Annotated in this window: 23 protein-coding genes and 3 pseudogenes; 12 read left to right on the top strand and 14 right to left on the bottom strand. The window is 72.0% G+C overall.

All coding sequences use genetic code 11. From position 1 onward, the window contains the following. Window positions 1–6: 6 nt before the first annotated feature. The 3 genes from ACIQJT_RS02930 to ACIQJT_RS02920 form a co-directional block, all read right to left on the bottom strand. Entirely contained in the window at window positions 7–2,910 is a 2,904-nt protein-coding gene (locus ACIQJT_RS02930) for an aminotransferase (protein WP_402639340.1), read from the bottom strand. 435 nt (window positions 2,911–3,345) lie between these two features. After that, window positions 3,346–3,894 carry a phosphatase PAP2 family protein gene (locus ACIQJT_RS02925; protein WP_365459471.1) on the bottom strand — a complete coding sequence of 183 codons (549 nt, stop codon included), beginning with the start codon at window positions 3,892–3,894 and terminating at the stop codon, window positions 3,346–3,348. A gap of 55 nt (window positions 3,895–3,949) precedes the next feature. Beyond that, window positions 3,950–5,029 (bottom strand): YihY/virulence factor BrkB family protein, encoded by a 1,080-nt coding sequence (locus ACIQJT_RS02920; protein ID WP_365459474.1) that lies wholly within the window; start codon window positions 5,027–5,029, stop codon window positions 3,950–3,952. A gap of 660 nt (window positions 5,030–5,689) precedes the next feature. Between ACIQJT_RS02920 and ACIQJT_RS02915 the strand changes: the two genes are divergently transcribed. From ACIQJT_RS02915 to ACIQJT_RS02905, 3 genes are all read left to right on the top strand, one after another. Then, entirely contained in the window at window positions 5,690–7,876 is a 2,187-nt protein-coding gene (locus tag ACIQJT_RS02915) for an RICIN domain-containing protein (RefSeq protein WP_402639337.1), read from the top strand. Window positions 7,877–7,948: 72 nt separating this feature from the next. Next, entirely contained in the window at window positions 7,949–9,064 is a 1,116-nt protein-coding gene (locus tag ACIQJT_RS02910) for a glycoside hydrolase family 19 protein (RefSeq protein ID WP_402639335.1), read from the top strand. 12 nt (window positions 9,065–9,076) lie between these two features. Continuing rightward, a complete protein-coding gene (locus ACIQJT_RS02905; RefSeq protein ID WP_402639333.1) occupies window positions 9,077–9,832 on the top strand; it encodes an NPP1 family protein in 756 nt (251 codons plus the stop codon). 57 nt (window positions 9,833–9,889) lie between these two features. Here the strand turns inward: ACIQJT_RS02905 and ACIQJT_RS02900 are convergent, their stop codons facing one another. Next, a complete protein-coding gene (locus ACIQJT_RS02900) occupies window positions 9,890–10,855 on the bottom strand; it encodes a pirin family protein (protein ID WP_365459486.1) in 966 nt (321 codons plus the stop codon). A 91-nt stretch (window positions 10,856–10,946) separates the two neighbouring features. On the opposite strand from ACIQJT_RS02900, the gene ACIQJT_RS02895 reads away from it, so the two are divergent. Both ACIQJT_RS02895 and ACIQJT_RS02890 read left to right on the top strand, forming a co-directional pair. Beyond that, a complete protein-coding gene (locus tag ACIQJT_RS02895; RefSeq protein WP_365459489.1) occupies window positions 10,947–11,429 on the top strand; it encodes a MarR family transcriptional regulator in 483 nt (160 codons plus the stop codon). Then, window positions 11,426–11,872, top strand: a complete 447-nt coding sequence (locus ACIQJT_RS02890) for a MarR family winged helix-turn-helix transcriptional regulator (RefSeq protein ID WP_402639330.1) — start codon at window positions 11,426–11,428, stop codon at window positions 11,870–11,872. Before ACIQJT_RS02895 ends, ACIQJT_RS02890 begins: the two co-directional genes overlap by 4 nt. 17 nt (window positions 11,873–11,889) lie before the next feature. On the opposite strand, the gene ACIQJT_RS02885 is transcribed toward ACIQJT_RS02890, so the two are convergent. Beyond that, a complete protein-coding gene (locus tag ACIQJT_RS02885; RefSeq protein WP_402639328.1) occupies window positions 11,890–13,284 on the bottom strand; it encodes a PepSY-associated TM helix domain-containing protein in 1,395 nt (464 codons plus the stop codon). A gap of 118 nt (window positions 13,285–13,402) precedes the next feature. On the opposite strand from ACIQJT_RS02885, the gene ACIQJT_RS02880 reads away from it, so the two are divergent. After that, window positions 13,403–14,047: a peptide deformylase gene (locus ACIQJT_RS02880; protein ID WP_365459498.1), complete on the top strand. Its 645-nt coding sequence runs from the start codon at window positions 13,403–13,405 to the stop codon at window positions 14,045–14,047. Here the strand turns inward: ACIQJT_RS02880 and ACIQJT_RS02875 are convergent. Beyond that, window positions 14,044–15,483, bottom strand: a complete 1,440-nt coding sequence (locus tag ACIQJT_RS02875; RefSeq protein ID WP_402639326.1) for a dihydrolipoyl dehydrogenase family protein — start codon at window positions 15,481–15,483, stop codon at window positions 14,044–14,046. The genes ACIQJT_RS02880 and ACIQJT_RS02875 overlap by 4 nt on opposite strands. Before the next feature lie 144 nt (window positions 15,484–15,627). Between ACIQJT_RS02875 and trxA the strand changes: the two genes are divergently transcribed. Beyond that, window positions 15,628–16,014 carry a thioredoxin gene (trxA, locus tag ACIQJT_RS02870; RefSeq protein ID WP_053847702.1) on the top strand — a complete coding sequence of 129 codons (387 nt, stop codon included), beginning with the start codon at window positions 15,628–15,630 and terminating at the stop codon, window positions 16,012–16,014. 3 nt (window positions 16,015–16,017) lie between these two features. On the opposite strand, the gene ACIQJT_RS02865 is transcribed toward trxA, so the two are convergent. From ACIQJT_RS02865 to ACIQJT_RS02850, 4 genes are read right to left on the bottom strand one after another with little or no spacing between them, the layout of a single operon-like run. After that, window positions 16,018–17,454, bottom strand: a complete 1,437-nt coding sequence (locus ACIQJT_RS02865) for an aldehyde dehydrogenase family protein (protein ID WP_402639324.1) — start codon at window positions 17,452–17,454, stop codon at window positions 16,018–16,020. Window positions 17,455–17,484: 30 nt separating this feature from the next. Next, window positions 17,485–18,663 (bottom strand): 4-hydroxybenzoate 3-monooxygenase, encoded by a 1,179-nt coding sequence (locus ACIQJT_RS02860; protein WP_402639322.1) that lies wholly within the window; start codon window positions 18,661–18,663, stop codon window positions 17,485–17,487. A 17-nt stretch (window positions 18,664–18,680) separates the two neighbouring features. Then, window positions 18,681–19,709, bottom strand: a complete 1,029-nt coding sequence (locus tag ACIQJT_RS02855) for a LacI family DNA-binding transcriptional regulator (RefSeq protein WP_402639320.1) — start codon at window positions 19,707–19,709, stop codon at window positions 18,681–18,683. A gap of 59 nt (window positions 19,710–19,768) precedes the next feature. Beyond that, the gene (locus ACIQJT_RS02850; protein WP_365459513.1) at window positions 19,769–20,446 is read right to left on the bottom strand and encodes a TetR/AcrR family transcriptional regulator; all 678 of its coding nucleotides are present in this window, start codon (window positions 20,444–20,446) and stop codon (window positions 19,769–19,771) included. 101 nt (window positions 20,447–20,547) lie between these two features. Between ACIQJT_RS02850 and ACIQJT_RS02845 the strand changes: the two genes are divergently transcribed. Further along, window positions 20,548–21,111: an NAD(P)H-dependent oxidoreductase gene (locus tag ACIQJT_RS02845; protein WP_053847706.1), complete on the top strand. Its 564-nt coding sequence runs from the start codon at window positions 20,548–20,550 to the stop codon at window positions 21,109–21,111. Between the two features lie 136 nt (window positions 21,112–21,247). On the opposite strand, the gene ACIQJT_RS02840 is transcribed toward ACIQJT_RS02845, so the two are convergent. Then, window positions 21,248–22,153: a LysR family transcriptional regulator gene (locus tag ACIQJT_RS02840; RefSeq protein WP_402639317.1), complete on the bottom strand. Its 906-nt coding sequence runs from the start codon at window positions 22,151–22,153 to the stop codon at window positions 21,248–21,250. A 117-nt stretch (window positions 22,154–22,270) separates the two neighbouring features. Between ACIQJT_RS02840 and ACIQJT_RS02835 the strand changes: the two genes are divergently transcribed. After that, window positions 22,271–22,477 (top strand): hypothetical protein, encoded by a 207-nt coding sequence (locus ACIQJT_RS02835; RefSeq protein WP_053847708.1) that lies wholly within the window; start codon window positions 22,271–22,273, stop codon window positions 22,475–22,477. Here the strand turns inward: ACIQJT_RS02835 and ACIQJT_RS02830 are convergent. The 3 pseudogenes from ACIQJT_RS02830 to ACIQJT_RS02820 form a co-directional block, all read right to left on the bottom strand. Beyond that, window positions 22,474–23,354: pseudogene (locus tag ACIQJT_RS02830) on the bottom strand (LLM class F420-dependent oxidoreductase). The gene ACIQJT_RS02835 and the pseudogene ACIQJT_RS02830 overlap by 4 nt on opposite strands. Before the next feature lie 122 nt (window positions 23,355–23,476). Then, window positions 23,477–23,593 (bottom strand): annotated as a pseudogene (locus ACIQJT_RS02825) (TerC family protein); the annotation flags it as partial. 176 nt (window positions 23,594–23,769) lie between these two features. Continuing rightward, window positions 23,770–24,045 (bottom strand): annotated as a pseudogene (locus ACIQJT_RS02820) (hypothetical protein); the annotation flags it as partial. 125 nt (window positions 24,046–24,170) lie between these two features. Here ACIQJT_RS02820 and ACIQJT_RS02815 point away from each other — a divergent pair. The 3 genes from ACIQJT_RS02815 (at window position 24,171) to ACIQJT_RS02805 (ending at window position 26,321) form a co-directional block, all read left to right on the top strand. After that, the gene (locus ACIQJT_RS02815) at window positions 24,171–24,629 is read left to right on the top strand and encodes a MarR family transcriptional regulator (protein WP_365459525.1); all 459 of its coding nucleotides are present in this window, start codon (window positions 24,171–24,173) and stop codon (window positions 24,627–24,629) included. A gap of 138 nt (window positions 24,630–24,767) precedes the next feature. After that, window positions 24,768–25,034, top strand: a complete 267-nt coding sequence (locus ACIQJT_RS02810; protein WP_402639315.1) for a hypothetical protein — start codon at window positions 24,768–24,770, stop codon at window positions 25,032–25,034. A gap of 93 nt (window positions 25,035–25,127) precedes the next feature. After that, window positions 25,128–26,321: a CaiB/BaiF CoA transferase family protein gene (locus ACIQJT_RS02805; protein ID WP_402639314.1), complete on the top strand. Its 1,194-nt coding sequence runs from the start codon at window positions 25,128–25,130 to the stop codon at window positions 26,319–26,321. The last annotated feature ends 29 nt before the right edge of the window (window positions 26,322–26,350 follow it).

Below are 26,350 nucleotides of genomic sequence, written 5' to 3'. Positions count from 1 at the left end.
CCCGCCTCACCAGCCGTGGGTCAGTACGTCGTCCAGCGCGGCGGTGAACACGTCGGCGCTGTGCCGGGTCAGGCACAGGGGTGGCTTGATCTTCAGCACGCACTGCCGGTCCGAGGTGGGCTGGACGATCACGCCGAGCTCGCGCAGCCGGTCGCAGATCGCCGCGGTCTCCTCGGTCGCCGGCTCCAGCGTCTCCCGGTCCCGGACGAACTCGACGCCCAGGTACAGCCCGGAGCCGTGCACCGCGCCGATCAGCGGGTGCCGGTCGGCGAGTTCCTCCAGCCGCCGCTTCAAGTATCCCCCGGTCTCCAGGGCGTTGTCCTGGAGCCGCTCGTCCCGCAGCGCGTCCAGCACGGTCAGTCCGACCACGCTGCTGACGGGACTGCCGCCGGCGGAGGAGAAGAAGTAGCCCTGGGTACGGTAGGCGTCGGCGATCTCCCGCCGGGTGATCACCGCGCCCAGCGGATGCCCGTTGCCCATCGCCTTGGCCACGGTGACGACGTCCGGTACCACGCCCTGCTGCTCGAACCCCCAGAAGTGGGTGCCGAGCCGGCCGTAGCCGACCTGCACCTCGTCCGCGACGCACAGTCCGCCGACGGCGCGGGTGGCCTCGTAGACCTGCTGGAGGTAACCGTCGGGGAGGGGGAGGCCGCCCGCGTTGCCGTAGAAGGGCTCGCAGATGAAGGCGGCCGGCGGCCGGCCCTGTGCGGCGAGTTCGGTGATCCGCGCTGCGGCCTCGGGGCCGTACCGCCGGGCCTCGGCACCTCGGTGGCGGCCCCGGTAGGAGTTGGGGGCGGCCACGGTGTGGATCCAGCTCGGCCGGGAGGACAGGGCGTTCGGGTTGTCCGCGATCGAGGTGGAGACCGCGTCGCTGGCGTACGTCCAGCCGTGGTAGGCCTCCTCGACCGCGACCGTGTCCTGCCGTCCGGTCGCCGCCCAGGCCAGGCGCAGGGCGAGGTCCACGGCCTCGGAGCCGCTGTTGACGAGGAAGACGGTGTCCAGTTCGGGGGGCAGCAGCGCGGTGAGCCGCTCGGAGAGTTCCACGACCGAGCCGTAGTGGAAGCGGGAGTTGGTGTTGAGGCGCCGCCACTGCCGGTGCACGGCGTCGCTCAGTCCGGGATGGCCGTGGCCGAGGATGGTCACGTTGTTGAGCATGTCGAGGTAGCCGCGGCCGCGGGTGTCGACGAGGTGGTGGCGCCAGCCGCGTTCGATGCGGGGCGGCTCGTCGTAGTAGTGCTCCTGGACGCCGGCGAAGGCGCGGTCGCGGCGGTCGAGGAGATCCTCGTCGGCGGACGGCTCCTCCGTCTCCTGTCCGGTGATCAGTGCCGTCGGGTCCGGGCTCACCGCCAGCCAGCCTGCGGCCAGGTCCGGGGTGGCGAAGCGCGGTAGGCGCGGGTCGGCCAGGGTGGACATCTGCAGGCCGAGGACGTGTCCGCCGTCCCGCTCGGCGACGGTGCCGAGGCGCTGTCCGGCGGCGACCGGCCCGGACGCGGGCGGCCCGTCGATGCCGTGCAGCCACAGCACGGGGCCCGCGCCGCGCAGGGCGAGCGTGCCGTCGGCGTGCCGGGTGAGCGTGCCGGCCCAGGGCGCGTGCACCTCCAGGGGGTCCGCGAGGTGGAGGTCCACTCCGAGGGCGCAGGTCGCCGGGGCCTCCATGGTGTCGATCGTGGTCCGGGTCAGGCGGAACTCGCCGTGCCGGGTACGGGCCGCCGGCCGGCCGGCGGCGAGGGCGGACTCGGCGTCCGCCTCCAGCCATCGGCCCGTGTGCAGGTCGTCGCTCTGCGCGGAGAGGTCGAGGACCGGTATGTCGTCGGGAAGGTCCGGCAGCATGCGGTGGGCGGGCGGGACGGCGACCGGGGGCAGGGGGCGGCCCAGTGCCTCCCGCACCTGGGCCTCCATCACCTCGGCGGGCACGGAGACGGCCGACTCGAACATGGCCCACTCCCGGTCCAGGGCGGCGGACGCGTAGCCGTTGCCGGGGTCCTGGAGGACGTCGTACTGCCCGCTGACCACCATGACGGCCGCCCGGAGCACGACGAGCGGCCACAGGACGGCCGCCTCGCCGTCGGAGAGCGGGCGCACGGCGTCGAAGGCGCGGACGGCGGGCAGCACGGAGGCGGGGCCGGCACCGTGGTGGTGCAGGAGGGAGGTGCAGGTGACCGCCAGTTCCGCCACGGTCCAGCCGGTGCCCAGGTCTCCGAAGTCGATGACGCCGACCGGCATGCGGCGGCCGTCCCGTGCCGTCTCGCAGACGACGTTGTTGTCGGTGATGTCGCCGTGCACGAACTGGACCGGCAGCTCCTCGGCGTGCGGCTCCACGCGGGCGTGCGCGGTGCGGGCGGCGCTCAGCACGCGGTCGGCGCGGTCCCGGTCGGACCAGTGCGGGGCGAGGGTCTCGATCACCCGGAGGGCGTTGCGCAGGTCCCACGGCCGCAGGCGGCCGGGGTCGGGGGCGGTGAAGCCGGCCAGGGCCGCGGCGATCCGCCCGGAGAGTTCGCCGAGGCGGGCGACGACGGCGGGGGCGAGGTAGCGACTGTCCATGATCGGCTCACCGGGCACGAAGTCCAGCAGACGGCAGGCCAGCTCGGCTCCGTCCACGAGGAAGGGCTGCACCACGTCACCGTCGGCGCCGGGGACCGCCCGGGGCAGCCGGACGCCGGGCAGCGCACCGGCGAGGTGCTCCACGGCGTCGCACTGGGCCCGCAACTCGGCGGTCGCGGTGGCCGGGTTGGCGACCTTGAGGACGTACTCCCCGGCCTCGGCGCGCACCCGGTAGTTGCGGTCCTGCTGGCTCCCGAGGTCCCGCACGGTGCCCCGCACCCCGAACCGGGTCTCCAGTACGGCCGACACCGTGGCTTCGTCGATCGGTGCGACGGGTCGCACCAGCCAGTCCGTGGACGACAGGCCCATGGGTCCGCTCCGCTCCGCTTCCGCGACGAGGCCGCCGCTTCTTTGCCGGAACGTTCCGGCACCTGGTCCGACGACGGTAGGACGAACCCGGTTCTCCGGTCAACGGCTCCCCCCGGTCCCATCCGTCTCGGATCTCCGGGATTACCTCGTGGGATACGGGTTACCCGCTCGCCTGGGTCCCTGGTGGAGCCGCGGCGGCGGTCCACGGTGGCTTGTCCCGTGTGTGCCCGCGGTGTGGGGCTGCCGGCACACGGCGTCGGCCCGCTCAGGACGTTCGAGCGGGCCGACGCGGACGGACCGCGGCGAGGACGGACTGCGTGGTCTTCGCCCGTGCGGCGCCGACGTCGTTCCCGAAGCTCCGGCGCCGTTGGTGTGTGCGCGGCCCTTCCTTTCGCGAGGCGAGCCGGCCCCCGCCCGGCCGGCTGCCCCGGACGGCTAGAGCCGGTGGCGCAGGAACAGGACCGGGGCGCGACGGGTGAGCCAGGCGGCGGCCAGGCCGATGACGGCACCGGCGGCGACGTCGCTGGGATAGTGGGCACCCGACTGCACCCGTTCGACGGCGACCATGGCGGCCGGCAGCGCGACCAGCGCGCCCGCGACCGGCCAGGTCGGAGCGACGGCGGCGGTGAAGGCGACCGCCGCCGCCGTGTGCCCGGAGGGGAACGAGGAGGAGTCGGGGCGGTCGGCGACCTCGTCGTGCGGGATCCACTCCGCGGGCGGCCTGGGGCGGTCGGCCAGTTGCTTGCACAGGCCGTTCGACACCAGTTGGGCGACCGTCATGGCCACCACTCCGGCGGCCGCCGCCCTGCGCCCGCGCCAGCCGCCCTTCCACGCCATCACGGCGGCCGCGCCGCACCACAGCTTGGTGCTCTCCGCGGCCTCCTCCACCGCCGACAACGCCTTGGCCACCCCCGGCGGGATCCGGGAGGCGGCATCCCGTGTCAGCGCCCCGTCGATCTCATACAAGTCCGTCAGCAACCTCATGACCTGCGGTTGTCCCAAGCTCCCCGAGATAAGCCGACAGAATCGGATCAACCCGTCACTTGTCGTGTGCCGGTCCTTCGTCGTCCAGCCTGCGGAGGTCCTGCTCGTCCCACGTGCGGGTGTCGCGCGGCTCCGTGTAGGGCTCCTTGTCGGGCGGCAGCCCGCCGGCGATCGCCCGCTGCCGCACGGTCTCGGCGTCGAACTCCAGTCCCAGGAGGATCGCCAGGTTGCTGATCCACAGCCAGATCAGGAAGACGATGACACCGGCCATGGTGCCGTACGTCTTGTTGTACGAGGCGAAGTTGGCCACGTAGAACGCGAATCCGGCGGACGCGACCAGCCAGATGACGAGGGCCAGGAAACTGCCCGGCGTGATCCACCTGAACCCCTTCACCCGGGCGTTGGGGGTGGCCCAGTACAGGAGCGCGATCATGACCGTGACCAGGACCACCAGGACGGGCCACTTGGCGATCGACCAGACCGTCAGGGCGGTGTCGCCGATCCCGAGCGCCGAGCCGGCCTTGGCGGCCAGGGTGCCGGTGAAGACGACGATCAGGGAACTGACGACGGCGAGCACCATGAGGACGACCGTCAGACCGATCCGCACCGGGAGGATCTTCCAGATCGGGCGGCCCTCCGGCATGTCGTAGACCCGGTTGGCCGAGCGGATGAACGCGGCCACGTACCCGGACGCCGACCACACCGCCAGGACCAGGCCCACGATGGCCATGACCGACCCGACGCCCGCGTTGCCCTGGAGCTGTTCGACGGCCCCGGTGATGATGTCGCGGGCCGAGCCCGGGGTGAACTGCTTGAGGTTCTTCAGCACGGTGTCCGTGGCGGACTTGCCGGTCAGGCCGAGCATCGACACCAGGACCAGGATGGCCGGGAAGAGCGACAGCAGGCCGTAGTACGTCAGCGCCGCGGCCCGGTCGGTCAGTTCGTCGTCCTTGAACTCCCGCACGCTGCCCCGCAGCACCGCCCCCCACGCCGTCTTCGGCAGTTGGGACGGCGTGTCGGGCGCGCGCTCCTCCACGGCGGGCCCGGGGCCCACCTCGTCGGACGACGGGACCTCGCGCTCCGGAGCCCCGTCGCTGCCGTGGTGGTCTTTACGTCCAGGAAGATGCAGCTTCATGTCCCGCGAGTACCCCGGAAGACCCGCCCAATCAGGGCTGCGGCAGGGAGTCGTGCGGCGTCCCCGACGGTTCGGTCCGGGACGGTCCGGACGGCCGTCCGCACGCGGGCTGTCCCGCCGACGGCGTCACGCGGCCCGACGGCCGGTTTCCCGGTGCCGCGTCCCTGCGGCAGCGGAGGCGGGGCGAGGGGAGGCCGTTCGCCCGGACCGTGGCCCTGTCCCCGCCGCGGCCGCGGACGGAGCACCGTGACGCGGACGCGTCCCGCCGTGCCGGGCCGGCGCGGACGACCGCCGGCCACGCGACGGGCCGGTGCCGCGGATCAACCGCAGGTGGCGCCCCCGCGCATGACGGGGCGTCGACGACCCGGCCGACAACCGGTCCTCGACGCGGTCCATGGCGTACAGCAGCACACCCAGGGCGGGCAGCAACGACAAGGCGACGGCGATCACAACGCAGGTTCCCTCCCGGCGACGACAGCGAGCCGGGTGCCCCTCCGCAGGCGTCCAAGGCTTCCGAACCGGGAGCGCGTTCTCCCGCGAAGCCTCAATCCCCTTCTCTCAAACCTTACTTCATCTCTTGACGTAATTGGTCCATACCTTTAGGTTCACGGGTCAGCCAGACACCTCGCGACACCCTCACCCCCACGAAGGGCCCTGCGCATGCACACCCTCACGCGCCTTCGCAGATCCGGCGCCGCCACCCTCGTCACGGTGGCCGCCGCCTCCGCACTCACCTGTATCCCCACACCCGCCGAAGCGGCCACCGCGCTCCCCACCGGCTTCTCCACTGTCATGAACGCGGCAAGCGGGCGGTGTCTGGACGCCAGGGCGGCCGGTACCGCCAACGGCACGGTCGTCCAGCAGTACACGTGCAACAGCACCACGGCCCAGCAGTGGAGCTTCACCCCCACCAGCGACGGTTACGTCCGCATCGACAACCGCAACAACACCTCGCAGGTCGTGGACGTGGCCGACGTCTCCACCGCCGACAACGCGCCCGTGCACCTGTGGGCCTACGGCGGCGGCGCCAACCAGCAGTGGCTGCCCGTCCACGACGGCGGCGGCGCCTACCACTTCGTCAACCGCAACAGCGGCAAGTGCCTGGACGACCCGGGCGCCTCGACCGCCGACAGCGTGCAGTTCGTGCAGTACACCTGCAACGGCAGCGCGGCCCAGCGCTTCCAGGTGGTCCCGGTGACCCAGTCCGCCACCAACCCCGACCTCGGCCCCAACGTGGTCGTCTTCGACCCGTCGATGTCGTCCTCGACCATCCAGTCACGGCTGAACTCCATCTTCCAGCAGCAGGAGACCAACCAGTTCGGCTCCCAGCGCTACGCGGTCCTGTTCAAGCCGGGCTCCTACTCCGCGGACGCCAACGTCGGCTTCTACACCCAGGTCGCGGGTCTGGGTCTGACCCCGGACGCGGTCACGATCAACGGGGCGGTGCACGCCGAGGCCGACTGGTTCCAGGGCAACGCGACGCAGAACTTCTGGCGCGGGGCCGAGAACCTGTCCGTCAACCCCAGCGGCGGCACCGACCGTTGGGCGGTCTCCCAGGCGGCGGCCTACCGCCGGATGCACCTGCGCGGCAACCTCGCCCTGGACGACAACGGCTGGTCCAGCGGCGGTCTGCTCGCCGACACGAAGGTCGACGGACAGGTCAACTCCGGCAGCCAGCAGCAGTGGCTGACGCGCAACTCCCAGCTCGGGAGCTGGACCGGATCCAACTGGAACATGGTCTTCGTCGGCAGCCAGGGCGTCCCCGGCACCACCTTCCCCAACCCGCCCCACACCACCGTCGCGCAGTCCCCGGTCAGCCGGGAGAAGCCGTTCCTGTACGTCGACGCCGACGGCGCCTACAAGGTGTTCGTGCCGTCGGTGCGCACCAACTCGACGGGCACGAGCTGGACGAACGGCACCCCGGCGGGCAGCTCCCTGTCCCTGGACACCTTCTACGTCGTGAAGCCGGGCGCGAGCGCCGCGGACATCAACGCGGCGCTCGCTGCGGGCAAGAACCTGCTGGTCACCCCGGGCGTGTACCACCTCAACCAGACGCTCCAGGTCAACCGCGCCGACACCGTCGTCCTCGGGCTGGGTCTCGCCACCTTCGTGCCGGACAACGGCGTCACCGCGATGAAGGTGGCCGACGTCGACGGCGTGAAAGTCGCGGGTGTCCTCTTCGACGCGGGCACCACCAACTCGCCCACCCTGATGGAGGTCGGGCCGGCCGGCTCCACCGCCTCCCACACCGCGAACCCGACCTCCCTGCACGACGTGTACTTCCGCGTCGGCGGCGCGGGCGTCGGCAAGGCGACCACCAGCCTCGTCATCAACAGCGACAACGTCATCGGCGACCACATGTGGATCTGGCGGGCCGACCACGGCAGCGGCGTCGGCTGGACCACCAACACCGCGGACACCGGACTGGTCGTCAACGGCGACAACGTCACCGCGTACGGCCTGTTCGTCGAGCACTACCAGAAGTACCAGACCGTCTGGAACGGCAACGGCGGCCGCACGTACTTCTACCAGAACGAGATGCCCTACGACCCGCCCAACCAGGCGGCCTGGATGAACGGTTCCACGCAGGGCTACGCCGCCTACAAGGTCGCCGACTCCGTCACCAGCCACCAGGCCTACGGCCTCGGCAGCTACTGCTACTTCAACGTGAACCCGAGCGTGGCCGCGGAACGGGCCATCGAGGCGCCGAACACCACCGGGGTCCGCTTCCAGAGCATGGTGACCGTCTCCCTCGGCGGCACCGGCACCATCCGGCACGTCGTCAACGGCACCGGTGGTCCCTCCAACTCCTCGACCAACGTGGCGAACCTGACCAACTACCCGTAGAGCTCCGCCCTCCGGCCGCCCCTACCCTCCGGGGGGCGGCCTCCCCACCCCCCTCAAGGAGCGTGCCCACCCATGTCCTCATCCCTCCGCGGAGGCCGCCTCGCGGTCTTCGCCGTCCTGGCCGCGATGTTCACCGCGCTGTTCACCGTGACACCCGCGCACGCCGCCTCCGGCACCATCACCGGCCTCGCCGGCAAGTGCGTCGACGTGGCGGGAGCGTCCACCGCCAACGGCACGGCCGTCCAGCTCTACGACTGCAACGGCACCGGCGCCCAGATCTGGTCCAACCCCGGTGACGGGACCCTGCGGGCGCTCGGCAAGTGCCTGGACGTCGCCGACCGCAGCACCGCCGACGGCGCGTCGGTACAGCTCTGGGACTGCTCGGGCGGCGCCAACCAGCAGTGGGTGGTCTCCGGCGCGCGCGACATCGTCAACCCGGCCGCGAACAAGTGCCTGGACGTCCGGGACAACAACAGCGCCAACGGCACCCGGCTGCAGATCTGGACCTGTTCCGGTACGGCCAACCAGAAGTGGAACGCGCCGGCGAGCGGCGGCGGCAGCACCCCGTCCGGGTTCGTCGTCAGCGAGGCGCAGTTCAACCAGATGTTCCCGAACCGGAACTCCTTCTACACCTACAGCGGCCTGGTCGCGGCACTGAGCGCCTACCCCGGCTTCGCCACCACCGGCAGCGACACGGTGAAGAAGCAGGAGGCGGCGGCCTTCCTCGCCAACGTGAACCACGAGACCGGCGGTCTGGTGTACATCGTCGAGCAGAACACCGCCAACTACCCGCACTACTGCGACTGGAACCAGTCGTACGGCTGCCCCGCCGGTCAGGCGGCGTACTACGGGCGCGGCCCGATCCAGCTGTCCTGGAACTTCAACTACAAGGCGGCGGGCGACGCGTTGGGGATCGACCTGCTCAACAACCCCTGGCTGGTGCAGAACGACTCCGCCGTGGCGTGGAAGACCGGCCTGTGGTACTGGAACACCCAGTCCGGCCCCGGCACCATGACCCCGCACAACGCCATGGTCAACCAGGCCGGCTTCGGCCAGACCATCCGCTCCATCAACGGCTCCCTGGAGTGCGACGGCCGCAACCCGGCCCAGGTGCAGAGCCGCGTCGACGCCTACAACCGGTTCACGTCGATCCTCGGGGTCAGCCCCGGCGGCAACCTCTACTGCTGACAGGGGTACGGCATGCGCACGTTGCGATCCCTGATCACGGCCGTGGGCGCGCTGGCGCTCGTCGTGGCGCTGCCCGCGACCGCCCACGCGAACGTCCTGACCCTGCTGCCCCAGAACGCCGACGGCCTGGAGCAGACCTTCTCCCCCGCCTACGACTACGACGGTGACGGCTGCTACGCCACCGCCGCGATCGGCGCCGACGGCACGATCAACCCCGGTCTGAAGCTCGGCGGCGACGTCAACGGCAAGTGCCACGACTACGCCCAGCTCGCCAACGCCAACACCTACTCCCGGGCGAAGTGCAACAACGGCTGGTGTGCCGTGATGTACGCCAGCTACTTCGAGAAGGACCAGGCCACGCTGGGTCCGGCGGCCATCGGGCACACCCACGACTGGGAGCACGTCGTGGTGTGGGTCAACGGCGACCAGGCCCAGTACGTGTCGGTGTCCCAGCACTCCGGCTACCAGGTGGCCGCCCGCTCGGCGGTGCGCTTCGACGGCACCCACCCGAAGATCGTCTACCACAAGGACGGCATCTCGACGCACTGCTTCCGCTTCGCGAGCGGCGGCGACGAGCCCCCGGAGAACGCCACCGGCGGCTGGTTCTTCCCGCGCCTCGTCGGCTGGAACGGCTATCCGGCCGGGTACCGGGAGAAGCTCATCGCCGCCGACTTCGGCTCCGCCACCCTGAAGATCGACGACGGCGACTTCCAGTACGCCCTCGACCACTCCAAGCCGTCCGGCATCCCCTTCGACGCGTACGCCTGATCCGAACACCCCGCATACGGCCCCGGGTTCGCTTCGGACCCGGGGCCGTACGACACTTCAGCGCACCCGGCCCCGCGGCTTCAGCGGCAGGGGCGGGAGTTCCGGAGCGGGCAGCGGGGCGCCGTCGTAGCCCTTCACCTCGCCGAAGCGCGTCCCGGTCATCCAGTCCTCGCGGGCCTGCTCGATCTCCGCCTGGGACCGTCCGATCCAGTTCCAGAACATGACGAGTTCCTCCTCGAACGGCTCACCGCCCAGGAGCATCAGGCCCGCGTCCGACTCTGCGCGCAGCGGGAGTTCGGTGCGGCCGCAGCCGAGGTAGAGCATCGAGCCGGGCAGCACCGGCACCCCGTCCACGTGGGCCTCGCCGGACATGGACAGGACGGCGTACTCGAAGTCCGGTTCCAGCGGCAGGCGTACGTCCGTGCCGCGGGCGAGGCTCAGGTCGGCGCCGACGATGGGGGTGTACGCCGTTCCGGGCGAGCGGGCGCCGTCGAGCTCGCCCAAGATGAGCGTGGCCGTCAGGCCGGGGGCGGTGATCTGCGGCAGCCCCGTGTGGTGCTCGAAGTGCGGGTCGGTGTGGCGGTGGCCATCCGGCAGGGCGACCCAGAGCTGGGCGCCGTGCAGGAAGCGGGCATGCGACTTCGGGCTCTCCTCGGAGTGGCTGATCGCACGGCCGGAGGTCATCAGGCCCAGCTCGCGGGGGCGGATGGTCTGGAGGCTGCCGGTGGAGTCTCGGTGCAGGACCTCGCCCTGGTGCAGCCAGCTCACCGTCTGAAGGCCCATGTGCGGGTGCGGGGGCACCTGCATGCCGGGCTCGTCGGCGATGTCGTCGGGGCCGTAGTGATCAACGAAGCACCAGGCGCCGACCATGCGACGGCCCAGGTTGGGCAGCAGCCGGCGCACCTCGCTGGACTCGCCCAGCTTCACGCGGCGGGGACTCAGGAGTTCGCGCACGGGTTCCGCCACCACGAAGCCGCGGCCGCCGCACAGGGCGGGGACGGCCTGGCGATCAAGATTGCTCATGACGCCCAACCTAACCCCGTCGGGCGCTTCCCGTCAGGCCCCGTCCGGATAATAGTAGCCATGGCTATAGTAGCCATGTACTGTATCGTGCATGAGTACGGCATCCGAGGGCGCGACGCCCGGTTTCCTGGTCTGGCGACTGTCGATGAAATGGCGCGTCGCGGTCGACCGCGCGGTGGCGCCGCTCGGCCTGACACACGCCCAGTACTCGCTGGTCGCCTCGCTGTACGGCATGCAGCGCGGCGGCGAGCGCCCCAGCCAGCGACGCCTCGCCGACCGGACCGGGCTCGAACCGCTCTACGTCTCCAAGCTGGCGCGCTCCCTGGAGAGCGCCGGGCTCCTGGAGCGCACCCGCGACCCGCGCGACCCGCGCGCGGTGCAACTGGCGCTCACCGAGGAGGGCCGCGAGCGGACCCGGCAGGCCATCGGCATCGTCCGGGGACTCCTGGAGCAACTGCTGGCGCCGCTGGGCGGCCTGGACAGCGCACGCACGAGGGCGTTCGAGCGGGAGCTCACGACCCTGCTCGACGCCCCCCTCGACCCGACGAACGAGACTTCCGAGGAGCAGTCATGACCACCACCCCTCCCGTCCTCAACCCCCGCGTCATAGCCCTGGCCCACTACGCCGCCCGCGCACTCCTGGAGAACGTCCTGGCCCGCCACGGCGTGAGCTTCCAGCAGTCCGTCACCCTGCGGCTGGCCGCCGTCGCGGAGGGACCGGTCGAGCGCGAGCTCATCGCCGGGGACGTGACCGGCGCGCTGAAGATCGACGCGGCGGAGGCGCACTCCGTCGTCGACGAGTTGATCTCCGCGGGGCTCCTGGCTCCGCAGGGCTCGTCCCGGGTGCGGATCACGGACGCCGGGCGCGAGCTGTTCGCGACGACGTCCGCCGAGACCGCCCCTCTCACCGCCCGGGTCTACGCCGGCATCCCCGAGGAGGATCTCGCGGTCGCCGGACGCGTGCTGAGCCTCGTCACCGAGCGGGCCGACGCGGAGCTCGCCGCTCTCACCGGCTAGGCGCACCCGCGCGGGTGTCAGGCCGCCGCCTTCCCCCTGCCCCGCCGGTGCGCGATCTCGCCGAGGACCACGTCGGCGACGACGAAGCCGGCCAGCGGGATGCCCAGCAGCGGCACGAAGTACCCGAGGACGGCGATCACGGCCACGGCGGGCACCAGGATCTGCGGCGGCACCTGCTGCCAGGCCCCGCGCGGGATCGGCCGGCCGAAGGCGGAGCCCCGGCCGCGCTGCCACCACATGCGGTAGCCCCACACGATCAGCAGGACCAGCGAGAGCGCGAGCAGCATCAGGGCGATCTGGTTCACCAGCCCGAACAGGACGCCGGTGTGCAGGTCGATGCCCCACCGGGTCAGCTTGGCCAGCAGCGGGTAGTCAGCGAACCGCAGCGTGTCGGTGACCTGGCCGGTCCCCGGGTCGACCGCGACCGCGTCCTGCTTCTCGGGCCAGCTGCGCTGCACCTGCCGTACGACATAGGCCGACGACTCGTCGGCGGGGGGCACGATCTCGACGGGGTCGCCGAGCCCTTCGGCGCGGGCGGCGGCCAGCACCTTGTCGAGGCCGACACCGTGCGCGGCGTCCCCGGCCGCGGCGGACGCCCCGTGGCCCGAGTGGTCACCGCCCGCGGACGCGGAGACCGACGGCGTGGACTGGCCGAGCGAGGTGCGCAGTTCGTCGATGTTGGCGCCCGCGTACGTCGACCAGGTCAGTCCGGTCGCCGACAAAAAGATGAAGCCGGCCGCGGCCCAGACGCCGACACTGCCGTGCAGTCCGAGGGTGCGGCGCCGCCCGCTGGTCCCGCGCACCTTGCGCAGCGCCCGGCGACGGGAGAACCACAGCACCAGACCGCCGCCCGCGATCACCCAGAGCCAGCTCGCGGCGAACTCGCTGTAGAGGCGCCCGTTCTCGCCGAGGTGCAGGTCACGGTGGAACTCGTCGATCCAGGTGCGCAGCGGCAGCGCGCCGGTGGAGCCGTACTGCTCCAGCGCGCCGCGGACCTCGCCGGTGTACGGGTCGACGAACACGGCGAGGGTGTGGTCCGGGTCGACGCCCCGCACTCCGGAGAGCATCACCCTGGTCGTCGCGTCGGCCTCGGGGGCGGGGCGCACCGCCGAGACCGTGCCCTCGGGATGGGCCTTGCGCGCCGCGTCCACCTGTCGCGAGACGGGCAGTCGGCTGTCGCCGACGGCGGCGACGGTCATCTCGTCCCGGTAGACGATCTTCTCGGCCTGGAAGGCGCCCGCGTAGAGGAAGCCGGTGACGGCGGCGATCAGCAGGAAGGGGGCGACGAACACGCCGGCGTAGAAGTGCAGTCGCAGGACGAGCGGGCGCAGCGGGGCCCATCTGCTGGGGGCCGGAGCGGGGGCGGCCGGCTGCGGGACCTCGTCCTTGGTGGTCGAGGGGGCGATGGACATCGGCGGCTTCTCCGAGGGCTGGGGACGGTGTCGGTCCAGTAGTCGGAGCGAGGGCGGGTCGAGTTCCCGGCCCCTCAAGTGACCTGCGTCACAAGGCCCTGCATGGCATCCTGGCGCGATGGCAACTCCGAGTCACCGCGCGCCCCTTGCCGAGCTGGTCGAGCAACTCCTGGCCGCCGACGGCCCGCTGCCGATCGTGGCGGCCGGCGAACCGGTCCTGCGGCACGGCACCGAGCCCTACGACGGCCAGTTGGACGCCGCGCTCCTGTCCCGCTTCGTCGAGGCCCTGCGCGTCACCATGCACGCGGCGCCGGGTGTGGGCCTGGCCGCCCCGCAGGTGGGTGTGCCGCTGCGCATCGCCGTCGTCGAGGACCCGGCGCCCGTGCCGGAGGAGGTCCGGCTGGCGCGCGGGCGGGTGCCGCTGCCGTTCCGGGTCCTGGTCAATCCGTCGTACGAGCCGGTCGGCACCGAGCGGGTGGCGTTCTTCGAGGGATGCCTGAGCGTGCCGGGGTGGCAGGCCGTGGTGGCGCGGCCCTCCGAGGTCCGGCTGCGGTGCGAGGACGAGAACGGCCGCGCGGTCGACGAGGTGTTCCGCGGCTGGCCCGCGCGGATCGTGCAGCACGAGACGGACCACCTCGACGGCACCCTCTACCTGGACCGCGCCGAACTGCGCTCCCTGTCCTCGAACCGGGCGGTCGCGGAGCACTGGACGCAGCCGACGCCGGAGCGGGCGGCCGCGTCCCTCGGCTTCGAGCTGCCCTAGTTGTCCCGGTACGCCTCCAGCAGCCGCAGCCACACCTCGCTGATCGTCGGGTACGACGGGACCGCGTGCCACAGCCGGCTGATCGGGACCTGGCCGGCGACCGCGATCGTCGCGGAGTGGATCAGTTCGCCGACGCCGGGGCCGACGAAGGTGACGCCGAGGAGGATCTCGCGTTCCAGGTCGACGACCATGCGGGCCCGGCCGCGGTAGCCGTCGCCGTAGAGACCGGCGCCCGACACCGAGGCGAGGTCGTAGTCGACCGCGCGGACGCGGTGTCCGGCCTGTTCGGCCTCCGCCAGGGAAAGGCCCACGGCGGCTGCCTCCGGGTCGGTGAAGACGACCTGGGGTACGGCGTCGTGGTCGGCGGTGGCGGCGTGCGCGCCCCAGGGGTCCGCCTGGACCTCGGCTCCCGAGGCGCGGGCGGAGATCGCGGCCCCGGCGATGCGGGCCTGGTACTTGCCCTGGTGGGTGAGGAGCGCGCGGTGGTTGACGTCGCCGACGGCGTAGAGCCAGTCGCTGCCGATGACGCGCAGGCTGTCGTCGACCTCCAGCCAGCTGCCCGGCTCCCGGCCGACGGTGTCGAGGCCGATGTCGTCGGTGTGCGGGGCGCGTCCGGTGGCGAAGAGGATCTCGTCGGCCTCGATGCGGTCGCCGGTGCCGGTGACGACCACGACGGTGCCGTTCTCCCGGGTGACCGACTCGACCGAGGTGCCGGTGCGGACATCGACGCCGGCCTCGGTGAGCGACTCGGCGACGAGCTCGCCGGCGAACGGCTCCATGCGGTTGAGCAGTCCCTTCCCGCGCACGAGGAGGGTCACCCGGGAGCCGAGGGCCTGCCAGGCCGTGGCCATCTCGGTGGCGACCACTCCCCCGCCGACCACGACGAGACGGCCCGGTACGGCCTTGGCACTGGTGGCCTCACGGCTGGTCCAGGGCTTGACCTCGTCGAGGCCCGGCAGGTCGGGCAGCACCGCGCGGGTGCCGGTGCAGACGGCCACGGCGTGCCGGGCGGTGAGCACCTTCCGTACGCCGTCGGGGCCGGTCACCGTCACCGTGCGCTCTCCGCTGAGGCGGCCGTGGCCGCGGTGGAGGTCGGCGCCGATGCCCTCCAGCCAGCCGACCTGGCCGTCGTCCTGCCAGTTCGAGGTCCAGTAGTCCCGGCGTGCGAGGACCGCCGCCGCGTCGAGGGGGCCCTGCACGGAGGCGCTCAGGCCCGGCAGGCGGCGCGCGTCCGCCTGTGCGATCACCGGCCGCAGCAGGGCCTTGCTGGGCATGCAGGCCCAGTACGAGCACTCTCCGCCCACCAGCTCGCTCTCCACGACCGCGGTGGAGAGGCCGGCCGCGCGGGTGCGGTCGGCCACGTTCTCCCCCACGGGTCCGGCACCGAGCACCACGACGTCGTAGGTACTGGAGGCGATGTTTTCCGTTTCCGTCATGGGCCCAGTCTGGTGGGTGGTGTGCGCTCGGGCCACCAGGGGTACGCGCGCCGGATACCGAGAGGTGACAGCTGTGGAATACCCGGCCGGCAAGCCGTGTTGTGCCGACGGCTTCGCTCCGAGACCAGGAAGAGGGATCACGTCATGAGCAGCACCGTGGAGCTCACCAAGGAGAACTTCGACCAGATGGTCACGGACAACGAGTTCGTCCTGATCGATTTCTGGGCGTCCTGGTGCGGTCCTTGCCGCCAGTTCGCGCCGGTCTACGAGAAGGCGGCCGAGGACAACCCCGACCTGGTGTTCGGCAAGGTGGACACCGAGGCGCAGCCGGAGCTGGCCGCGGCCTTCGGCATCCAGTCGATCCCGACGCTGATGATCGTCCGCGACCAGGTCGCGGTGTTCGCCCAGCCGGGCGCGCTGCCCGAGTCGGCCCTGACGGACGTCATCGGGCAGGCCCGCAAGCTGGACATGGACGAGGTCCGCAAGTCCGTGGCCGCCCAGCAGGCCCAGGCCGAGCAGAACGGCGAGTGACCCTCAGAAGGGATAGGTCGCCACGTCCGCCCGCACCGTCGTCCAGCGCACGTCGGTGAAGGCCTCCACATTGGCCTCGCCGCCGAACCGGGCGCCGGTGCCGGACGCGGCGATGCCACCGAAGGGCGCGACCGCCTCGTCGTTCACGGTCTGGTCGTTGATGTGCACGATCCCGGTGGGGATCCGCTCGGCCAGGTCGAGACCGCGGGCCGCGTCCCCGGTGACGATGCCGAGCGAGAGGCCGTAGGGCCCCGCGGCGGCCAGGGCGGCGGCCTCGTCGACGGTGCCGAAGGACCGTACGGGCGCGACGGGCCCGAAGACCTCCTCCGCGTAGGCGGGGGTGCTGTCGTCGAGGCCCGCGAGGACCGTCGGCCGGTAGAAGAGCCTGTCGTGGGTGCCGCCGGCGGCCAGCTTGGCGCCCTGCGCGGTGCTGGCCTCGACCAGGCCGCGCACCTTGGCGAGCTGCTGGTCGTCGATGATCGGGCCGAGGTGGACCTGCTCGCGGTACGGGTCGCCGACGGCGAGCGAGTCGGCCTTGGCGGCCAGCCGTTCGACGTACTCCTCGTACAGCGACGCGTGGACGAGGTGGCGGCCCGTCGTCATGCAGATCTGGCCCTGGTGGAAGAAGGACCCCCAGGCCGCCGTGGAGATCACGGCCTCGATGTCGGCGTCCTCCAGGACGATCAGGGCGGAGTTGCCGCCGAGTTCCAGGTGGGCGCGCTTGAGGTGGCGTCCCGCCGCCTCCCCCACGGCACGGCCCGCGGCGGTCGACCCGGTGAAGGAGATGACGGGGACCCGCGGATCGGCGACCAGGGCCTGGCCGACGTCCGGGCCGCCCGGCAGGACGTGGAAGAGGCCCTCCGGCAGCCCGGCCTCGGCGAAGACCGCGGCGAGCGAGATGCCGCCGCAGACCGCGGTGCGCGGGTCCGGCTTGAGGATCACCGCGTTGCCGAGCGCGAGGGCCGGGGCGACCGAGCGGATCGAGAGGATCAGCGGGGCGTTGAAGGGGGAGATCACGCCCACGACACCGACGGGGACCCGGCGGGTGTACGACAGCCTCGGCGCCTCGCTGGGCAGGACCTGACCGGCCGGGCGGGAGGCCAGGGCGGCGGCCTCGTAGCACTCCTGGGCGGCCACGTGCAGTTCGAAGTCGGCCTTGCCGGGGATGGACCCGGACTCCCGGACGAGCCATCCGCGCAGTTCGTCGGCGTGTGCGGCGAACAGGTCGCCGGCCTTGCGCAGCACTCCGGCGCGGACGAAGTGCGGGAGGCGGGCCCACTCGCTCTGGGCGGCGCGGGCGGCCTCGGCGGAGCGCTCCACGTCTTCGCCCGTGGCGAGGGTGACGGTGGCGAGCGTGTCACCGGTGGCGGGCTCGGTGACCGCGTACTCGGGCCCCGACAGGGGATGGGGCTGCCAGCTCCTGGGTTCGAGCAACGACATGACGGCTCTCCGTTCGATCACCGGTGGGACTCACACGGGGAGCGGTAGTCCCGTGTAGTTCGCGGCCAGTTCGGCGGCCGCATGGCGGGATGCGGTGATACGGCGCAGCCGTGCGAGCTGCATCCGGCTCTCGAACGCATCCCCATTTGGTTGAGCGTGCAACATCCTAGTCATGTCATACGAGAAACGCGTGGCCTGCCACACACGAGAAAGACACAACTCCGAATATCTGTCGATCGGTTGTGCAGATCCTGTGCGGTACAGATCGGTCAGGGCCCTGGCGAGGACGGATACGTCCGACACGGCGAGGTTGAGTCCCTTGGCCCCGGTCGGCGGCACTATGTGCGCGGCGTCACCGGCGAGCAGCAGACGGCCGTGCCGCATCGGCTCGTGGACGTAACTGCGCATCGGGGTCACGGACTTGGCGGTGATCGGACCTCTGGCGAGGGTCCATTCGGCGTCGATCGCGAAGCGGGCGTCGAGCTCGTCCCAGATCCGTTCGTCGGACCAGTCGGCGGCGCGGGTGCCGTTGGGCACCTGGAGGTAGAGCCGGGAGACAAGGGGCGAGCGCATGCTGTGCAGGGCGAAGCCGCGCTCGCCGCGGGCGTAGATCAACTCCTCGCAGGACGGCGCGACATCGGCGAGGATCCCGAGCCAGGAGTACGGGTAGTCGTGCTCGTACGTCCGGCTCGCCGCCGCCGGGAAGGCCTCGCGGGAGATGCCGTGGAAGCCGTCGCAGCCGGCGACCCAGTCGCAGGTCAGCGTCTGCTCACGGCCCTCGTGCCGGAACCGTACGCGCGGGGCGTCGCTGTCCGGCTTCTCGACCGCCAGGGCCTCCGCCTCGAACAACAGGGGCGGCCCCTCGGCCAGTTGGAGCGCGACGAGGTCCTTCACGATCTCGGTCTGGGCGTAGACGGTGACCGTGCGGCCGCCGGTGAGCGCGGGGAAGTCCAGGTGGTGCCGCTCCCCCGCGAACCGCAGCTCGATGCCCTGGTGGACGAGCCCCTCGGCGTCCAGGCGGTCGGCGGCGCCGCACGCGCGCAGGGCGTCGACCGTGCCCTGTTCCAGCATCCCGGCGCGCTGGCGGTGCTCGACGTACTCCCGGGTCCGGCTCTCCAGGACCACGCAGTCGATGCCGGCCAGGTGCAGCAGGCGGGCGAGGAGCAGTCCGGCGGGGCCGCCGCCGATGATCCCGACCGTGGTGCGCATGGCAGGCCCTCCCTGCGTCAGCTGGAGTCGCGGTGCACGACCGTGGCACCCAGCACCGTGTGCGTCTCGGTCGCGGTGCCCGGTTCCCGCACCGCGCGGTCGACCAGTTCTGCGAGGTCACGGCCGGACGGGAGCTCCAGGTGGACCGTGCTCAGCCTGGGCCGCAGCAGCCGCCCGAGGAGCAGGTCGTCGGCGCCGATCACCGCCGTGTCCTCCGGTATGCGCACGCCCTCGTCCTGGAGGGCCCGCATTAACAGCATCGCGTACTCGTCGTTGTACGCGAACACGGCGTCCAGACCGAGGTGCCGCCAGCGGGCCGCCAGCCCGGCCGCGGACTGCTCCTCGAAGGCGAGGGGCAGCTCGGTCAGGGTGGCGTCGGTGCCGTCCAGGGCCTCGCGCACGCCGGCCAGACGGGGCAGCGAGAAGGCCTCAAGACCGGGCTCCTCGGGCACCACGACGCCGATGCGGCGCCGGCCGCGGGCGTACAGGTGGGCGGCGGCGCCGCGGCCGACGCCCGCGTGGTCCATGAGCAGGGCGTGGGCGCCCTCGACCGCCTCGGGACCGAGGGTGACCACCGCGCGGGCACCGGAGCGCCGGAGCAGCGCCACGCCCTGCGGTCCGAGTCCCGTGCCGGGCACCAGCACGGCCACCGGGCGCAGTTCCGCCCAGGCGCGGGCCGCCTCGTCGCCCTGGAGGCCGACACTGCCGTACTGCACGACGGTGTAGTCCAACCGGCCCAGGGCCCACTGGAGTTCGCTGATGAACTGGCTGTAGAGCGGGCCGACCGGGATGGACGGGGCGGGCATCAGGACCATCCGGCTGTGGCCGGCGCGCAGGCTGCGGGCGGCCGCGTGCGGGACGTACCCGAGCTCCTTGGCGGCGTCGTGGACACGGCGGCGCGTGGGCTCGCTGATCCGGACGGCGCTGGTGTTGTTGAGGACGTAGGAGACGGTCGCGCGCGAGACGCCGGCCAGGCGGGCCACATCGGCGCTCGTGGGAACCGGGCGCGTGACGGGGGACGCGGACGTGTTCTGTATCTGCACCATGACGATCGTCATCTTTGCAGAAGCTGTGACGACGCCCACATGTGGGGTTGCGCCTCGGCTCAGCGCGGCACGTCCGTGCCGGTCACCCGGGCGACGAGGTCGTACCAGCCGGCCTCCAGACGCTCCAGGGGCATGCCGCACTGCTGGGTGAGGTGGTGGATGAGGGCCGGGTCGAGATACGCCATCAGCGTCTGGGCCAGCAGGTCGCAGTCGGCGTCCGGGAGGACCTGGCGCAGCAGCATCGTGGTGTGCATGTGCAGTGCCCTGGCCGACGGGTGGGAGTGGCGGCGGGTCGGTTCCGACTGGGCGGCCAGCAGCAGGTCGAGCTGCTCGGCGTAGCGGTACAGCAGGGCCGTGCCGAGCGCCCGCAGCCGCTCGACGGGCGGGGCGCCGGGACCCAGCGGCGGCGGGCCGCCGATGAAGTCCGCCTGGAGCGTGCGCGCGGAGTGGTCCAGCAGCGCCATGAGCAGTCCGGTGCGGTCGCCGAAGCGACGGAAGACCGTGCCCTTGCCGACGCCGGCCGCCTGGGCGACCGCCTCCATGGTGACTCCGGCCACACCGTGCTCCGCGATCAGCCGGGCCGCGGCCTCCAGCAGGCGGGCGCGGTTGCGGGCCGCGTCGGCGCGGAGGCAGGCCTCGTGGGCGGAGCCGACCTCAAGGAGCTGGGGCGTGTCGACGGGCTCCTGGGGGTTCGGGAACGGCGGCAGGGTCGCGGACATGAAGCCAGCGTAAAGCATCGGGAAGAGAACTGGACCTCGGTCCGTTTAAGGTGCTAGAAATTAAAACGGACCCCGGTCCGGAACGTTAACGCCGTGTTTCACCACCCCTGGAGTTACGCATGTCTGTTCGCATCCTTGCGCTCGTCGGATCCCTTCGCGCCGGTTCGCACAACCGTCAGCTCGCCGAGGCGGCCGTCAAGCACGCCCCCGAGGGCGCGGAGGTCGTGCTCTACGAGGGCCTCGCCGAGATCCCGTTCTACAACGAGGACATCGACGTCGAGGGCAGCGTCCCGGCGGCCGCCGCGAAGCTGCGTGAGGCCGCGCAGGCCTCCGACGCGTTCCTGCTCTTCTCCCCCGAGTACAACGGCACCATCCCCGCGGTGCTGAAGAACGCCATCGACTGGCTGTCCCGTCCGTACGGCGCCGGCGCCTTCGGCGGCAAGCCGGTCGCCGTGGTCGGCACCGCGTTCGGCCAGTTCGGCGGCGTCTGGGCGCAGGACGAGACCCGCAAGGCCGTGGGCATCGCCGGCGGCAAGGTGCTCGAGGACGTCAAGCTGTCCATTCCGGGCTCGGTGGTCCGTTTCGCCGAGACCCACCCGGCCGACGACGCCGAGGTCGCCGCGCAGCTCACCGAGGTCGTCGCCCAGCTGCACAGCAACACGGGTGAGGTCGCGGCCGCCTGAACCCGCGGTGCTTGAACGGTTTCCGACAAGGGGGCCGGAGTTTTCGAACTCCGGCCCCCTTGCGTGTCGTCTGCGGGCCGGTGGGCTGATCGCGCGGTTCCCCGCGCCCCTGCGGGCGCGTCCCGCTCGCGCCGCCTCAAGCCGCCGCCGTGAGTGCCAGGTCCCGCAGAACCCCCAGCGCCGCCGCGACCGCCGGGCGTTGCCGAGCTCCGGCGCGGGTGCAGGTCAGGAGCTTCCGGTGGGGGTTGCCCGCGCAGCGCATCCGTGTGATCGGCAGGTCAGGGGTCAGGTGGGCCAGGCGGGGGATCAGGGCCACGCCCAGGCCGTGGGCGACCAGGTGAGCGGTGACGTTCCAGTCCTGGGCCTGGTGGACCACGCTCGGGGTGAAGCCGGCCGCGCCGCAGGCCGACATGACGTGGGTGCGGCAGGGACTGTCCGAGAAGGGGGCGACCCAGTCCTCGCGAGCCGCGTCCGCGAGATCCACGAGGTCCCGCCCGGCCAGCGGATGATCCGCCGGGACGACCAGGTCGAACGGGTCGTCCAACAGGGGCTGCTGGTCGTAGCGGGGGTCGCCCACGGGCGGGTTGTGCGGCGTCGCCTCCACCACCGCCAGATCGATCTCCCCCTCGAAGAGCAGGTCGAAGCTGTCCGGTACGCCCGTCTCCCGGACGCTGACGGTCAGCCGGCGGTGCCGCTCGCGCAGCCGGACCGCCATCGGGGCGAGCAGGACCGGGACCGACACCGGCAGACCGCCCACCCGCAGTGGCCCGGCGGGCTCGCCGCGGTCGGCGCGCAGATCGAGTTCGGCCTGCTCCCAGCGCACCTGGATGGCGTCGGCGTGCGCGAGCAGGCTCTCGGCGGCCGGGGTGAGCCGGACCCCGCGGCCCTGGGGTTCGAGGAGGTCCACGCCGAGGTCGCGGGCGAGCTGGCGGATCTGCTGCGAGGCGGCCGACGGGGTGAAGTGCAGGGCGCGGGCGGCCGCGGTGACCGTGCCGTAGTGGGCGACCGCCCTCAGGACGTGGAGCCGGCGCAGATCGATCATGAAGTCCACGCTTCAAGATGACGTACGGAAAGTCAACCTGGACGTGAACGATGACTCCGCCGCATCCTGGGCTGTGTCGCGACGGCCCTGTCCGGTCACGAGCTTCGAGGAGTCACCATGACCAGCACGACCCGCGCCGTCTGCCCGCACTGCGCCTGGCCGGACGATGCCGAACCCTTCCAGGTGGTGTCCCGGCACGGCACGGCGGCGGGCGGCACGGTGTGGACCCGCTGCGCGTGCGGTTCGCTCCAGGTCCGGGTGACGGACGGCCGCGGGACCCGTGTCGTCTCCCGCAGCCGGCCCTCCGCCGCGCGGGCGGGTTAGTCCAGTTCCGCGAGCCTTCGTACGGCGGGTGCCGTGAAGCTCTCGATCCACTCTGCGGGGGCGCCGGTCCGCGGGGCGAGGATGACCGTGTCGAGGCCGAGCTTGGCGTAACCGGTGACGTCCCGGAGGAAGGCGTCCAGGTCGCCTTCGTCGGCCGCCTCGCCCGAGTAGGTCATCGTCTTGCGGATCTCGTCGTAGTCCCGCCCCTCGGTGTCGCAGTGGCCGCGCAGCACGTCGAGCTTGTGCGCGACCTCCTCCGGGGAGGTGGCGAAGAGGTTGCAGGCGTCGCCGTAGCGGGCGACCAGGCGGAGCGTCTTCTTCTCGCCGCTGCCGCCGATCATGATCTCGGGGTGCGGAGTGCTGACCGGGGCCGGTACGCACAGGGTCTCGGCGAGCCGGTAGTGGGCGCCCTCGAAGGGGCCGTTCGCCGTCGGGTCCCACATCTGCAGACAGATCCGCAGGGTCTCCTCCAGCCGCTCGAAGCGCTCCGCGAGGGGCGGGAACGGCACACCGAGACCTTCGTGCTCCCGGTCGTACCAGGCGGCCCCGATGCCGAGGGCCGCCCGGCCGCCGGAGAGCACGTCGAGCGTGGTGGCGATCTTGGCGAGCAGGCCGGGGTGGCGGTACGTCACTCCGGTCACCAGCGCGCCGAGCCGGACCGTCTCGGTGTGGGCGGCGAGGAAGGAGAGGTCGTGTAGGCCTCCAGCATGGGATCCTCGGCGCCGCCGTTGAACTCCATCTGGAAGTAGTGGTCCATCACCGACAGCCAGCTCACCCCGGCCGCCTCCGCCGCGGCGCCCGCGGCGGCGAGCTCGGCACCGAGTGCGGGCGCGCCCGCGGGGTGGTTGAACCGGTTGATGTGCACGCCCACGCGCATGGCCGTCTCCGTTCACAGGTCCTTCGCCGACCGTGCCGACGGTAGAACTTGGAGCGCTCTCCAAGTCAAGGTCCTCAGGTCCAGGGCGGATCGCTGCGAGGCCATGCGGGTTCCGGCCGCCGTCACGCCACGCCTTCCGCGTCCACCATGTCGTGCCTCTTCGCCGCGCGCAGGCTCGTCAGGGTGGTGATCGTCAGGACCAGGACGATGAAGCCGAGGGAGAAGGGGATGCTGATGTCGGCCGGCAGGTTCCGCCGTACGGCGGAGCCCCGGACGGACGCCGTTGCCCCGATCATGACGCCACGAGCCTCCGCGCCCCGCGTCCGCGGGTGGCTGCGGGTTCGTTGTGGCCGGTCGCGCAGTTTCCCGCGCCCCTTCAGGGCGTCCAGGACCCCGTAGCGGGTGGTTCAGCCGCTCAGTGGAACCCGTGCACGACGTCGATCCGACCCACGATGTGCGCGTTGAACTCGTCGAGTTCCTCGGCCGGGACCCACAGTTCGAGGATCGTGCGGCCACCCGCCTGCTGGACGGGATAGCGGTCGAGGAAGTCCGACTCGACCTGGAAGCGGGTCACGAAGCCGGCGCCGTCGTGCTTGACGTTCCAGTCCCGGGCGATCCTGATCGCGTAGTCCTCGTCCAGGACCGGGTAGAAGATCGGCTGCTCGGGCAGTCTCGGGGGCCAGGCGCGCCAGGGGTGGTTCGACGTGCGCGACCACCGTGTCGATAGTTACGCGCGCACTATAGAAGCAGACGCCGGAAATTTCAGCGATGCAATATCCTGGGTGTATCCGTATCGGGACGGAGGAAGCAGGCCCCATGACCGCCACTGACCCCGCGCTCACCGCCCTCGCCCAGGGCTGGTGCGCGCTCTCCCTGCTGCACGGACGGATCGAGGCACACATCGAGAAGGCGCTCCAGTCCGCCCACGACCTCAGCGTCCGCGAGTACTCCCTGCTCGACGTCCTGGGCCGCCAGCACGACGGCGAGGGCGGACACCTCCAGATGAAACAGGTCGCCGACGCCGTCGTCCTCAGCCAGAGCGCCACCACCCGCCTGGTCACCCGCCTCGAGGACCGCGGCCTGCTCTCCCGCTACCTCTGCCCCACCGACCGCCGCGGCATCTACACCGACGTCACCGACACCGGCCGCACCCTCCTCGAACAAGCCCGCCCCACCAACGAGAAAGCCCTGCGCGAAGCCCTCGACCAAGCCGCCACCACCCCCGAACTCGCCCCCCTCGTCAGGGCTTTGGAGTCCTTGGGCGTGCCGGCCTGAGCCGTTGACCGGTACTTGTGGGGTGCAGGGGACCGTCGAGCCGCCGGAGGCATTGTCGCCGTCCGCCACGGGCAAGGTGTTCAACGACCAGCCGTGGAGGAACGCGACACGTTCCGCGCAGACGAACGGAGACCCAGCGTGACGACGAGCCAGGCGATCAACCCCGCAGAAGACACGTCACTCACCCGGATCGAGCGTCTCGACGAGGAGATCATCGCGCTGCTGGCCCGTCGCCGCGAAATGGCCCAGGGGCTCCCGGCCCCGGCCCGGGCCCGCGCGGTCGACCCCGGTTTCGTGGACGCCGTGAGAGAGATGACCGAGCGCTACCGCCGGGAACTGGGCGGGGCCGGGGAGCTCGTCGCGCGGGCGGTCATGGTGCTGTGCCATCCGGACCGCCGGAACTGAGCGGTGGGTTCGCCGGGCCGGTGGTGAACGGCACAGGTCACAGGGGGCGGCAGTCGTTGACACCCTCTCGGACCCGGCCGTACAAAGATCCGCATGAGCGTGCCGCAGTTGCCCCTGTCCGGGATCACGGTGGTCAGCCTGGAGCAGGCTGTGGCCGCGCCCTACGCGACCCGTCAGCTCGCCGACCTCGGGGCCCGGGTGATCAAGGTGGAGCGGCCGGGCGACGGTGACTTCGCCCGCCGCTACGACACGACCGTGCACGGCCACTCCAGCTACTTCGTGTGGCTCAACCGGTCCAAGGAGTCGCTCACCCTGGACCTGAAGGACCCACGCGGCCTGGAGATCCTGCATCGGCTCCTCGACGGGGCCGACGTGTTCGTCCAGAACCTGGCCCCCGGCGCGGCCGACCGGCTGGGCCTCGGCGCGGACGCGCTCGCCGAGCGCCTGCCGCGGCTGATCCCGTGCACGATCTCCGGGTACGGCACGGACGGCCCGTGGGCCGACCGCAAGTCGTACGACCTGCTGGTGCAGTGCCAGACCGGGCTGGTGTCGCTGACCGGGACCGCCGAGGAGACCGCGCGGGTCGGCATCTCCGTCGCCGACATCGCCGCCGGGATGTACGCCTACAGCGGCATCCTGACCGCCCTGTACACCCGCGCCACCACCGGCAGGGCCCACCCGGTGGAGGTGTCCCTGTTCGAGGCACTGGCCGAGTGGATGAGCCAGCCGGCCAACTACACGCGCTACGGGGGGAGTCAGCCGCCGCGGCTGGGCACCCAGCACGCCACCATCGCCCCCTACGGCGCCTTCACGGCCGCCGACGGCAAGGACGTGCTGTTCTCCGTCCAGAACGAACGCGAGTGGACCGTCCTGTGCTCCGCGTTCCTGCGGCAGCCCGCGCTGGCCGACGATCCGCGCTTCGCCACCGGCTCGGCCCGGGTCGCCCACCGCGGGGAACTGAACGCCCTGGTCGCCGAGCGGATCGCGCGCTCCGACGCCGCGCAGGTCCTGGAGGACCTGGAGGGCATCGGCATCGCCTGCGCCGGCGTCAACGACGTCGCCGCGTTCCTCGACCACCCGGTCCTGGCCGCCCGCGGCCGCTGGCACGAGGTCGCCCTCCCCGGCGGGGCCACGGCACAGGCGCTGCTGCCCCCGGCCGACCTCGCGGGCGTGCCCGCCCGCATGGACCCGGTCCCGGGGGTGGGCGAGCACACCGAGGCGATCCTCACGGAGCTCGGCCGCACCGGCGAGGACATCGAGGCCCTGCGCGCCGACGGGGTCGTCTGAACCACCGGCCCCGCCGGCCGGATCACCCG

Source organism: Streptomyces sp. NPDC091972, from assembly GCF_044756385.1.
Lineage (GTDB): Bacteria > Actinomycetota > Actinomycetes > Streptomycetales > Streptomycetaceae > Streptomyces.
Note: the sequence above shows the minus strand (reverse complement) of the source record. Positions and strands in the feature narration are given on the sequence as shown.